The 12235-nt window shown below is 38.3% G+C and carries 10 protein-coding genes; all 10 read left to right on the forward strand.

The genetic code is table 11. From position 1 onward, the window contains the following. Nucleotides 1-41 precede the first annotated feature (41 nt). The 10 genes from QNH29_RS09085 (at nt 42) to rpsB (ending at nt 12144) form a co-directional block, all read left to right on the forward strand. Nucleotides 42-818 carry a ribonuclease HII gene (locus QNH29_RS09085; RefSeq protein ID WP_283865574.1) on the forward strand — a complete coding sequence of 259 codons (777 nt, stop codon included), beginning with the start codon at nt 42-44 and terminating at the stop codon, nt 816-818. Nucleotides 819-1039: 221 nt separating this feature from the next. Then, a complete protein-coding gene (gene sucC / locus QNH29_RS09090; RefSeq protein ID WP_283864472.1) occupies nt 1040-2200 on the forward strand; it encodes an ADP-forming succinate--CoA ligase subunit beta in 1161 nt (386 codons plus the stop codon). 23 nt (nt 2201-2223) lie between these two features. After that, on the forward strand, nt 2224-3126 hold the full coding sequence (gene sucD / locus QNH29_RS09095; RefSeq protein WP_283864473.1) for a succinate--CoA ligase subunit alpha: 903 nt from the start codon (nt 2224-2226) through the stop codon (nt 3124-3126). A gap of 71 nt (nt 3127-3197) precedes the next feature. Beyond that, complete coding sequence (dprA, locus tag QNH29_RS09100) at nt 3198-4073, forward strand: DNA-processing protein DprA (RefSeq protein WP_283864474.1); 876 nt, start codon at nt 3198-3200, stop codon at nt 4071-4073. Nucleotides 4074-4494: 421 nt separating this feature from the next. After that, nucleotides 4495-6576, forward strand: a complete 2082-nt coding sequence (topA, locus tag QNH29_RS09105; protein ID WP_283864475.1) for a type I DNA topoisomerase — start codon at nt 4495-4497, stop codon at nt 6574-6576. 216 nt (nt 6577-6792) lie between these two features. After that, nucleotides 6793-8100, forward strand: coding sequence for an FADH(2)-oxidizing methylenetetrahydrofolate--tRNA-(uracil(54)-C(5))-methyltransferase TrmFO (gene trmFO, locus QNH29_RS09110; protein ID WP_283864476.1), 1308 nt, complete (start codon nt 6793-6795; stop codon nt 8098-8100). Between the two features lie 342 nt (nt 8101-8442). Next, nucleotides 8443-8985 (forward strand): ATP-dependent protease subunit HslV, encoded by a 543-nt coding sequence (hslV, locus tag QNH29_RS09115; protein ID WP_179597183.1) that lies wholly within the window; start codon nt 8443-8445, stop codon nt 8983-8985. A 16-nt stretch (nt 8986-9001) separates the two neighbouring features. Beyond that, nucleotides 9002-10405 (forward strand): ATP-dependent protease ATPase subunit HslU, encoded by a 1404-nt coding sequence (gene hslU / locus QNH29_RS09120; protein ID WP_283864477.1) that lies wholly within the window; start codon nt 9002-9004, stop codon nt 10403-10405. A 54-nt stretch (nt 10406-10459) separates the two neighbouring features. Beyond that, a complete protein-coding gene (codY, locus tag QNH29_RS09125; protein WP_283864478.1) occupies nt 10460-11239 on the forward strand; it encodes a GTP-sensing pleiotropic transcriptional regulator CodY in 780 nt (259 codons plus the stop codon). A 200-nt stretch (nt 11240-11439) separates the two neighbouring features. Further along, the gene (gene rpsB / locus QNH29_RS09130) at nt 11440-12144 is read left to right on the forward strand and encodes a 30S ribosomal protein S2 (RefSeq protein WP_034677043.1); all 705 of its coding nucleotides are present in this window, start codon (nt 11440-11442) and stop codon (nt 12142-12144) included. The last annotated feature ends 91 nt before the right edge of the window (nt 12145-12235 follow it).

Genomic DNA, 12235 nt, shown 5'->3' on the forward strand with positions numbered 1-12235 from the left:
AGAAAGGTAGAATTACAACGGGTGAAGAAAAGGTGAAGAAAATGAAGGCAGCAACAATAGCAGAAATAGAACAACAGCTTAATAACATATCAGATGAGAGTGACCCTTTATTTAAAACATTTCAGCAGGATGAACGTAAAGGGGTACAACAACTAATACATAGATGGCAAAAGAAAGTGGAACAGGAAAGACAGCTTCAGGAAAAATTTAAAGAAATGAAAGTTTACGAGGACAAATGGCATGCACAAGGGTATAAAAATATCGCAGGTGTAGATGAGGTGGGCAGGGGTCCGCTTGCTGGACCTGTAGTGGCTGCAGCCGTAATTCTGCCGATGGATTTTTACTTGCCGGGAATTGATGATTCAAAAAAAATCTCCGAAAAGAAGCGAAATGAATATGATGAAATTATTAGAAGAGAAGCACTAGCTGTTAGTGTGTCAATAATAGACGCGGCTGAAATTGACAGCGTCAATATTTATGAGGCCACAAAAAAGGCGATGATGGCTGCAATTGCTTCTTTAGACCTCCAACCGGAAGTTTTGCTGATTGATGCCATAAAGCTGGAAACACCTTTTATGGTTGAGTCTATCATTAAAGGAGATGCAAAAAGTGTATCAATAGCTGCGGCCTCCATCATAGCCAAAGTTGCAAGAGATCGACTAATGGTTGAAATATCAACACAATATCCTCAATATGGTTTTCAACAAAACATGGGGTATGGCACAAAAGAACATATTCAGGCTATTCAAATGTATGGCATTACCCCCTACCATCGAAAGAGCTTTGCGCCAGTAAAAGAGTGGGTATTAGGTGAATAACAAAACAAGCAGATTTGTGCTTGTTTTGTTATTTTTAGAAAGTAATTAGTGGAAATAAATTGGTTGAAGTGTAAATGAAAGCGCTTTATTTACGAGATTTAACAATTCATAATATTATGTGGAATATAATTTTTTTGTGCATAACTGTGGACAAGGTTTCCCTCATTATATAAAATGAAAACGGAGTCAATTTTTTGAAGAGTTTGATAGGAGGATGGGAAATGAATATCCATGAGTATCAGGGGAAAGAAATCCTCAGAAAATACGGGGTAAGTGTTCCTAACGGGAAAGTGGCATTCACGGTTGAAGAAGCTGTTGAAGCTGCAAAGGAATTAGGCACACAGGTATGTGTAGTAAAGGCACAGATCCACGCTGGCGGCCGGGGTAAAGCCGGCGGAGTTAAAGTTGCTAAAAACCTTGATGAAGTGCGTACATACGCTAGTGAAATACTTGGGAAAACATTGGTTACACACCAAACTGGTCCTGAAGGTAAAGAAGTAAAGCGTCTATTAATTGAAGAAGGCTGCGACATTAAAAAAGAATACTACGTTGGTCTTGTCTTAGATCGGGCTACTTCAAGAGTTGTACTCATGGCTTCTGAAGAAGGCGGAACAGAAATTGAAGAAGTAGCTGAGAAAACGCCGGAGAAAATCTTCAAAGAAGAAATTGATCCAGTTCTTGGTTTAATGCCTTATCAGGCACGCCGAATTGCATTCAATATCAACATTCCAAAAGAGCTTGTCAACCAAGCTGTTAAATTCATGATGGGCTTATACAATGCTTACATCGAAAAGGATTGCTCAATTGCTGAAATCAATCCATTGGTTGTAACGGGTGATGGAAAAGTAATGGCGCTTGATGCAAAGTTAAACTTTGACTCAAATGCTTTATATCGTCAAAAAGATGTGTTAGCTTACCGAGATCTTGAAGAAGAAGATCCAAAAGAAATCGAAGCGTCAAAATATGATTTAAGCTATATTTCTTTAGATGGAAATATCGGCTGTATGGTAAATGGTGCCGGACTAGCTATGGCAACAATGGATATTGTTAAGCATTATGGCGGGGACCCAGCAAACTTCCTTGATGTTGGGGGCGGCGCTACAGCTGAGAAGGTAACAGAAGCATTCAAAATTATCCTTTCTGATCCAAACGTAAAAGGTATTTTTGTTAATATCTTTGGCGGAATCATGAAATGTGATGTCATTGCTGAGGGTGTAGTAGAAGCTGCTAAGCAGGTTCAACTAAGCGTACCTCTTGTGGTTAGACTTGAGGGAACAAACGTTGATTTAGGTAAGAAAATCCTTGCTGAGTCTGGTTTAGCCATCACTCCTGCAGAATCAATGGCTGACGGTGCACAAAAAATCGTTTCACTTGTGAAATAGGATCGAAAGAAAGGGGAATTAACGTGAGCGTTTTTATTAATAAAGATACGAAGGTTATTGTTCAAGGGATTACAGGTTCAACTGCCCTTTTTCATACAAAACAAATGTTAGAGTACGGAACACAAATCGTTGGTGGAACCACTCCTGGTAAAGGCGGCATGGAAGTAGAAGGTGTACCTGTATTTAATACAGTGAAAGAAGCTGTTGAGGCTACAGGCGCAACTGCTTCTGTAATCTATGTTCCTGCTCCATTTGCAGCGGATGCCATTATTGAAGCTGTTGATGCAGAATTAGAATTAGCTATCTGTATTACGGAGCATATCCCAGTATTGGATATGGTAAAGGTAAAACGTTATATGGAAGGCAAGAAGACTCGCTTAGTTGGTCCGAACTGCCCAGGTGTTATTACAGCTGATGAGTGTAAAATTGGGATCATGCCTGGTTACATTCATACAAAAGGTCATGTTGGGGTTGTTTCTCGTTCTGGAACACTAACATATGAAGCGGTTCATCAGTTAACACAAGCAGGGATTGGTCAAACTACTGCTGTTGGAATTGGCGGAGACCCTGTTAATGGTACAAACTTCATCGATGTATTAAAAGCATTTAATGAAGATCCAGAAACTTATGCAGTTATTATGATTGGCGAAATCGGCGGTACTGCTGAAGAAGAAGCTGCTGAATGGGTTAAAGCGAATATGACTAAACCAGTTGTTGGATTTATTGGCGGGCGTACTGCTCCTCCTGGAAAGCGTATGGGCCATGCTGGTGCGATTATTTCAGGTGGTAAAGGAACCGCTGATGAAAAAATTCGTGTAATGAATGAATGCGGAATTAAAGTTGCAGCTACACCATCTGTTATGGGTGAAACTTTAATTGAAGTTCTAAAAGAACAAGGTTTATACGATAAGTGTAAAACACATTAAGAATAGTAGAAATAGTCCCTTTCTGTGGAGGGACTATTTCTCATTTATTTCTTTACTAATGGAGGTATTAAATGGATGATTTCAGAAAAAAACTTATAGCTCTGATACACCATGCCGGTTTGTCCTGGAATACAGTTTATCAATATATGAAAAAAGACTTGGCTGTACATGGTGAATTACCATTCAACCAATATAATTTATTCCCTTCTTCGACCAGCACCATCACTAGTAACGACCCTTCCCTAACATCCATTCATCTTGAACACATATCCCGACTAATCGAACAATATGAAAAAAACGGTATTAAGGTTATTACGATCTTTGATCAAAATTATCCCGCTTTGTTGAAGGAAATATATCAGCCGCCATGGGTATTATTTGTGAAAGGCGATTTATCTTTGCTGGAGAAACAGCCCAAGCTCGCGGTCGTAGGTTCGCGGCAGGCAACTCAGTATGGAAGGAATGCAATCGGTTTAATGTTCCCTCCATTAGTGGAAAAAGGTGTAGTGATTGTCAGTGGTTTAGCGAAAGGTATAGATGCGCTTGCCCATGAGTATGCAATCAATAGTGGAGGCAAAACAATTGCAGTTATAGCAGGAGGATTGTATCATATCTATCCAAGGGAGAATGCTGAAATAGCAAAGGAAATGATGAAATCCCAGTTGGTCATTTCCGAGTATCCACCAGATACGAAGCCATTACGATGGCATTTCCCAGCACGCAATCGAATCATAAGCGGTTTATCAAATGGTACATTTATAATAGAAGCAAAACGAAAAAGCGGCTCTCTTATAACGGCTAACTATGCAGTAAATGAGGGTCGTGAAGTTTTTTCATTGCCAGGAAGTATCTTTAATCACAATTCATTAGGTACAAATGATCTCATTAAGCAAGGTGCAAAGCTAGTCATGTGCAGTGAGGATATTTTAGAAGAACTCCGGTTATAAAAATTACCAATAAATATTGTGTAATTTGAAGGTTTTTTCTAAAGAAATAGAGAATGATTCTAAAAAAGCTTGAAATTATTTCTAATTTGTTATACATTTTCCAACAGATATTCGAAAAAAAGAATGTGTAAATAGGAATAATTTGGCGTATGATTAACATTAACTAGTTGTAAACGGTTTCGATATCATTGACATCAATACGTATTTGTTTAAAAATAAGAGGTATTCATGAGTATACACTATTCACTTTTCTAAAGAATGATTATATAAATAATTTTAGGGATAAGGCATTTTTGTAAAGTATTTTCACAGTCCGAATTGTGAAATTTGGAATTTAGGAAAACTTCTCAAATTGTAAGCACTGCTAAATTGGGCAGAGTGCTTTCACACTTCCAATGTCCCCTTGAGGAGGATTATTTGCATGGCAGAGTTTCTTGTAATTGTAGAATCACCAGCAAAAGCGAAAACAATAGAACGCTATCTTGGGAATAAATATAAAGTAAAAGCATCTATGGGACATATACGTGACCTGCCGCGAAGTCAAATGGGAGTCTCTAAAGAAAATAACTTTGAACCCAAATACATTACGATTCGCGGCAAAGGGCCAGTTCTAAAAGAATTAAAAAATGCAGCCAAAAAAGCAAAAAAAGTTTATCTCGCAGCTGACCCGGATCGCGAAGGAGAGGCAATTGCTTGGCATTTAGCCCATAGTTTAGATGTTGATATCAAATCGGATTGCCGTGTTGTCTTTAATGAGATAACAAAGGATGCAATAAAAGAGTCCTTTAAACATCCTCGTCCAATAAATATGGATTTAGTTGATGCGCAGCAGGCAAGAAGGGTATTAGATCGTCTAGTCGGTTATAACATTAGTCCGCTTCTATGGAAAAAGGTAAAAAAAGGGTTAAGTGCGGGACGAGTTCAATCGATAGCAGTCCGTTTAATAATTGATCGTGAAAAAGAAATTAAGTCGTTTGAGCCTGAAGAATATTGGACAATTGACAGTGAATTACTAAAAGGGAAAGATCACTTTAGTGCCTCCTTCCATGCGCTAGCCAATAAAGAAAAAGTAGAACTAAAATCGGAACAAGATGTTGAGGCTATCTTGAAACAAATGGAGGGAGATAAGTTTAAAGTTGTTGCTGTTTCCAAGAAGGAAAGAAAACGGAATCCATCACCGGCCTTTATTACTTCTTCACTGCAGCAGGAAGCGGCAAGGAAACTTAATTTTCGTGCTAAAAAGACCATGATGTTAGCCCAACAATTATATGAGGGAATCGAGTTAGGAGCAGAGGGGACAGTCGGTCTCATTACTTATATGAGAACGGACTCAACACGAATTTCAGAAGTTGCTCAGAAAGAAGCTGCAGAATACATCCAGAAAGAATTCGGTGAAAACTTCTTAAAGGAAGACGTGCGAAAAGAAAAAAAACAAAACACCAATACTCAAGACGCCCACGAAGCAATTCGTCCAACAAGCACTTTTCGAGATCCAAACAGTCTAAAACAATACTTATCAAGGGACCAATTAAGGCTTTATAAACTAATTTGGGAAAGATTCTTGGCAAGTCAAATGGCTCAGGCGGTTATGGATACCATGAGTGTAGACCTACAAAATGGCAATGTGCTTTTCCGGGCAAATGGATCTAAGATTAAGTTTCCTGGGTTTATGAAGATTTACGTTGAGGGTACGGATGATCAAGTGGAGGAAAAAAATAAAATGCTGCCGGACCTTAAAGAAGGCGATGAGGTTTTCAAAAAAGATATAGAGCCGAAACAGCATTTTACTCAGCCGCCGCCAAGATATACGGAAGCTAGGTTGGTTAAAACACTTGAGGAACTAGGGATTGGCAGACCATCTACTTATGCACCAACATTAGATACCATACAGAAACGCGGGTATGTGTCTTTAGATAATAAAAGGTTCGTTCCTACCGAGTTAGGGGAAATCTGTAATGAATTAATGCAAGAATTTTTCCCTGATATCCTGGATGTTGACTTTACTGCCAAAATGGAACAGGATCTAGATAATGTGGAGGAAGGTAAAGTCCGCTGGGTTGAAATCATTGATGGTTTTTATCAGGATTTTGAAAAACATTTGGCCAAAGCAGAAGAGGAAATGCAGTCGGTAGAGATTAAAGATGAGCCAGCAGGCGAGGATTGTGAATTGTGCTCCAACCCAATGGTGTTTAAAATGGGCAGATATGGGAAATTCATGGCTTGTAGTAATTTTCCTGATTGCAGAAATACAAAAGCCATTGTAAAAGAGATTGGTGTAACTTGTCCAAATTGTAAGAAAGGTAATATCATCGAGCGTAAAAGTAAGAAAAAGAGAATCTTTTACGGCTGCGACAGGTTTCCTGAATGTGATTTTATCTCTTGGGATAAACCGTTAGCAAGACCATGTCCTAAATGTGAAGGTCCACTTGTAGAAAAGAAATTGAAAAAAGGCGTTCAAGTTCAATGTACAAAGTGTGATTACAAGGAAGAACCACAAAGTTAAGGGTGAGCATAGCTCACTCTTTTATCTTTTCTATTCCCGCTTCATGAGATTATGCTTCGGAAGCGATTCATTGTTTTATATACAAGACATAAAACTTTTTTGTTTTTGATTCGTATAGTACAATGCAAGATGGGCTAAAAAGAGGGAACAGTAAACATAGTGAAAAGGAAAACTAGAGTAACAATGTATCAGCTTTGAAAATCAGGAGGTAAACATATGAACGATGTAACAATAAATGTAATTGGTGCTGGTCTGGCTGGAAGTGAAGCCGCATGGCAAATTGCTAAACGTGGTGTTAAAGTCCGCCTATATGAGATGAGACCAGTGAAGCAAACACCCGCACACCATACCGATAAGTTCGCGGAGTTGGTATGTAGTAATTCACTAAGGGCAAATACCTTAACAAATGCAGTAGGTGTGTTGAAGGAAGAAATGAGATTGCTTGATTCTGTTATTATTGCTGCTGCGGATGCATGCTCAGTCCCTGCAGGAGGTGCTTTGGCAGTGGACCGTCATGAATTTGCAGCTAAAGTGACGGAAATGGTAAAAAATCATGAAAATGTCACGGTAATCAATGAAGAAGTAACAGATATACCGGAGGGAATAACGATAATTGCAACTGGGCCGTTAACAAGTCCTGAACTATCGGCTAAATTAAAATCTCTAACAGGCGAGGATTACCTTTATTTTTATGACGCAGCTGCACCTATCCTTGAAAAGGATAGCATTAATATGGATAAGGTTTATTTAAAATCACGATATGATAAAGGTGAAGCTGCCTACTTAAATTGTCCAATGACCGAAGAAGAGTTTAACACTTTTTATGAGGCGCTTGTTGCTGCGGAAACAGTACCTTTAAAGGAATTTGAAAAAGAAATCTTCTTTGAAGGCTGTATGCCAATCGAAGTTATGGCACAAAGAGGTAAGAAAACAATGTTGTTTGGTCCGCTGAAGCCAGTTGGTTTAGAAGATCCAAAGACAGGGAAAAGACCTTATGCAGTTGTACAATTGCGTCAAGACGATGCAGCAGGAACCCTTTATAATATTGTCGGTTTCCAAACACATTTAAAATGGGGACCGCAAAAAGAGGTACTTCAGTTAATTCCAGGCCTTGAAAATGCCGAAATTGTTCGTTACGGAGTTATGCACCGAAATACTTTTATCAATTCACCAAAGGTCCTAAAAGCGTCTTATCAATTTAGAGAACGTGAAAATCTGTTTTTTGCAGGGCAGATGACAGGTGTAGAAGGATATGTGGAATCGGCTGCCAGCGGACTAGCTGCTGGAATAAATGCTGCTAGATTAGCGCTGGGGAATGAACCGGTAGAGTTTCCTGTTGAAACCGCAATTGGAAGCATGGCGAGGTATATTACTACAGCAAACGCAAAGAATTTTCAGCCAATGAATGCTAATTTTGGGTTGTTTCCAGAACTGCCTGAAAAAATCAAGGGAAAACAGGAACGCAATATGCAGCATGCAAACAGAGCGTTGGAAACAATTCAGAACTTTGTGAAAGTTTTGTAAAATTTATTGCAAGGGATTAAGAAGTGTGTTACGATTTAGTAGCCTTTGTGAGGTTGACATAGTTATAAATGTGACTTTTTTATTAACGTTATGTAAAAACCATTTACAGTTGGTGCAAACTTAATCACAATATACAATTGGACAACCCAATTTGCTCAATGTAATTTCCTTTTGTTCATGGGTGAACAAGTGAATAGGATCAATTGTAACGTATATGCCCGTATATAAAAGGGAATAAATGAATAAAGTTTTCATACTATTCTAGTGTAATGCACTTGTCTACTTAAGACAATCTCTTGTTACATAGGTTTTGCTGATGAAAATGCAAGAGGAGGAGAAATGATGAACGAATTTCATGCCACGACGATATTTGCAGTCCATCATAACGGTCAATGTTCCATGTCTGGTGATGGTCAAGTCACATTTGGTAATGCAGTAGTGATGAAGCACACTGCAAAAAAGGTTAGAAAGATATTTAATGGAAGAGTATTAGCTGGTTTTGCTGGGTCTGTAGCAGATGCTTTCACTCTATTTGAAATGTTTGAAGGCAAGTTAGAAGAATATAATGGAAACCTCCAACGAGCTGCTGTTGAACTTGCTAAACAGTGGAGAAGTGATAAGGTTCTTAGAAAGCTAGAAGCTATGTTAATTGTCATGAATAAAGAAGATTTACTCCTTGTATCAGGAACTGGTGAAGTCATTGAGCCTGACGATGGAATTCTGGCAATCGGTTCAGGTGGAAATTATGCGCTTGCAGCTGGACGTTCTCTAAAGAAATATGCAGGTGACCATCTTACTGCAAAAGAAATTGCAAAGGCTTCTTTAGAGATAGCTGCAGAAATTTGTGTATATACAAACCACAACATTATCGTGGAAGAGCTCTAACGGGAGGGAACCTACAATGGCTAAAACTGATAACCTAACACCGCGTCAAATTGTTGAGAGACTTGACCAATTTATAATAGGTCAGAAGGACGCAAAAAAAGCAGTGGCGGTTGCGTTGAGAAATCGATATAGACGTGGTTTGTTAAATGAAAAACTCCGCGAAGAAATTATTCCTAAAAATATCTTAATGATTGGTCCAACAGGTGTGGGTAAAACAGAAATTGCTCGGAGAATTGCTAAACTAGTTGGTGCGCCGTTCGTTAAAGTAGAGGCTACGAAGTTTACAGAAGTCGGCTATGTCGGCCGTGATGTTGAATCTATGGTTCGAGACCTTGTTGAAACCTCTGTCAGATTGGTAAAAGAGGACAGAATGTTAGCTGTGAAGGAACGTGCTGAGGAAAATGCAAATGCCAGGCTGGTAGATTTACTAGTTCCATCTGCAAAGAAAGCGCAAAATTATAAAAATCCGCTTGAAATGTTATTTGGCGGCGGCAATCCCACTGCTGAGCAGGATACCCAGCAAGAAGATTACTCGGTAACTGAAAAACGTAAAATTGTCAGGGAAAAGCTCGCACTGGGTCAATTAGAAGAAGAAATCGTAACCGTAGAAGTTGAAGAGCAAACACCGTCCATGTTTGATATGCTTCAAGGTTCAGGGATGGAACAAATGGGTATGAATATGCAAGACGCCCTAAGTAGCTTTATGCCAAAGAAACGGAAGAAAAGAAAATTAACAGTCCGTGAGGCCAGAAAAGTTTTAACAAATGAAGAAGCTGCAAGATTGATTGATATGGATGAGGTTACAACCGAAGCAGTTTATCGTGCTGAACAAACAGGTATCATCTTTATTGATGAAATTGATAAAATTGCTAGCAGAAACTCAGGTGGTTCTTCTGCAGATGTGTCTCGTGAAGGTGTACAGCGAGATATTTTACCTATCGTTGAAGGTTCAACCATTGTAACTAAATATGGATCCATAAGAACGGATTATATTTTATTTATTGCTGCTGGTGCTTTTCATATGTCAAAACCATCAGATTTAATCCCAGAATTACAAGGGCGGTTACCAATTCGTGTTGAATTAACGAAATTAACCGTAGACGATTTCTTCAGGATTTTAATAGAACCTGATAATGCTTTAATTAAACAATATCAGGCATTATTAGAAACAGAAGGTATACAAATTGAATTTTCTGACGATGCTATTCGTAGAATAGCTGAAGTTGCTTTTGAAGTGAATCAAAATACAGATAATATTGGGGCGAGAAGACTTCACACCATTTTAGAAAAACTACTAGAAGACTTGTCGTTTGAGGCACCTGATATTTTGATGGAGAAGATTACCATTACACCACAATATGTAGATGATAAACTTGGAGCAATATCAAAGAACAAAGATTTAAGCCAATTTATCTTGTAATTATATAACAATAAAACTTAATAATGTTCGCAGTTAATTAGGAGGAAGAAACAAATGGATTTACTTTCTAAAACAAGAAAAATTAATGTGTTATTACAAAAAGCAGCAGGAAAACCTGTAAACTTTAAAGAGATGTCTGAAACCCTAAGTGAAGTGATTGAAGCGAATATTTTCGTTGTCAGCCGCAGAGGTAAGCTTTTAGGCTTTGCGATAAATCAACAAATTGAAAATGAACGTATGAAGAAAATGTTGGAAGATAGACAATTCCCGGAGGAATATACTAACGGTCTTTTTAACATTCAAGAAACATCTTCAAACCTTGACGTTGACAGTGCATATACTGCATTCCCCGTTGAAAACAGAGATTTATTCCGTGAAGGATTAACTACAATTGTACCAATCATCGGCGGAGGGGAACGTCTTGGAACATTAATCCTTGCAAGATTGCAAGAGAAGTTCCACGATGATGATCTTATTCTTGCTGAATACGGTGCAACAGTTGTTGGTATGGAAATCTTACGTGAAAAGTCAGAAGAAATCGAAGAAGAAGCTAGAAGCAAGGCTGTTGTTCAAATGGCCATCAGTTCATTATCTTATAGTGAGCTTGAAGCTATCGAACATATTTTTGAAGAATTAAATGGCCACGAAGGCTTGCTGGTAGCTTCAAAAATTGCAGATCGTGTTGGGATTACACGTTCCGTAATCGTTAATGCTTTAAGAAAGCTTGAAAGTGCCGGAGTAATTGAATCGCGTTCACTTGGAATGAAGGGTACATATATCAAAGTCCTTAATGACAAATTCCTTGTTGAATTAGATAAATTAAGATCTAACTAATTTAGTGTTTAATAAATCTCCAGATATACTGGAGGTTTATTTTTTTACAAGATAACTTGATTGTTACCTTCACATATGCTATATTATTTAACGGTGTTATTACACACGCTTGTTGATTTGAGCAGCCGGTGCTGTATTTTACAGTTGCTGTTTAAAAATGAGACAAGCGGAGGAAAACGAAACCATAGGAGGAAAATAACATGTCAGTAATTTCAATGAAGCAATTGCTTGAAGCTGGTGTACACTTCGGACACCAAACTCGCCGTTGGAACCCTAAGATGAAGAAATATATCTTCACAGAGCGTAACGGTATCTACATCATCGACCTACAAAAAACAGTTAAGAAAGTTGAAGAAGCTTATAACTGGGTGAAAGATCTTGCTGCTAATGGCGGAACGATCCTTTTTGTTGGTACTAAGAAACAAGCTCAAGATTCTGTTAAAGAAGAAGCAGCTCGTTCAGGTATGTACTTTGTTAACCAACGTTGGTTAGGTGGTACATTAACAAACTTTGAAACAATCCAAAAGCGTATTGGCCGCTTAAAAGATATTGAAAGAATGTCTGAAGACGGTACTTTCGAAGTATTACCTAAAAAAGAAGTTGTTCAATTAAAGAAAGAACAAGAACGTCTTGAAAAGTTCTTAGGCGGAATTAAAGATATGAAGCAGCTCCCAGATGCACTTTTCATTATCGATCCTCGTAAAGAGCGTATCGCAGTAGCTGAAGCTAAAAAGTTAAACATTCCTATCGTAGGTATTGTTGATACTAACTGTGATCCAGACGAAATCGATGTTGTTATTCCAGCTAACGATGACGCAATCCGCGCTGTTAAACTATTAACTGGTAAAATGGCAGATGCGATTCTTGAAGCTAAACAAGGTGAAGAAGTAGCACAAGAAGCGTAAGATATCGACTTATTCAAAAAGGTGATAAGAGGGAGACCCTTTATCACCTTTTTTTAAGAAATGTTTATCTTAGCTTGGAATGGCTAAGATA

The organism is Neobacillus sp. DY30, from assembly GCF_030123065.1.
Classification (GTDB): Bacteria; Bacillota; Bacilli; order Bacillales; family Cytobacillaceae; genus Neobacillus.

What these genes read in the sequence shown, in the direction of transcription:
- QNH29_RS09085 (WP_283865574.1), top strand. Translation starts at nt 42, where the DNA reads ATGAAGGCAGCAACAATAGCAGAAATAGAACAACAGCTTAATAACATA.
- sucC (WP_283864472.1), top strand. Translation starts at nt 1,040, where the DNA reads ATGAATATCCATGAGTATCAGGGGAAAGAAATCCTCAGAAAATACGGG.
- dprA (WP_283864474.1), top strand. Translation starts at nt 3,198, where the DNA reads ATGGATGATTTCAGAAAAAAACTTATAGCTCTGATACACCATGCCGGT.
- topA (WP_283864475.1), top strand. Translation starts at nt 4,495, where the DNA reads ATGGCAGAGTTTCTTGTAATTGTAGAATCACCAGCAAAAGCGAAAACA.
- trmFO (WP_283864476.1), top strand. Translation starts at nt 6,793, where the DNA reads ATGAACGATGTAACAATAAATGTAATTGGTGCTGGTCTGGCTGGAAGT.
- hslV (WP_179597183.1), top strand. Translation starts at nt 8,443, where the DNA reads ATGAACGAATTTCATGCCACGACGATATTTGCAGTCCATCATAACGGT.
- hslU (WP_283864477.1), top strand. Translation starts at nt 9,002, where the DNA reads ATGGCTAAAACTGATAACCTAACACCGCGTCAAATTGTTGAGAGACTT.
- codY (WP_283864478.1), top strand. Translation starts at nt 10,460, where the DNA reads ATGGATTTACTTTCTAAAACAAGAAAAATTAATGTGTTATTACAAAAA.
- rpsB (WP_034677043.1), top strand. Translation starts at nt 11,440, where the DNA reads ATGTCAGTAATTTCAATGAAGCAATTGCTTGAAGCTGGTGTACACTTC.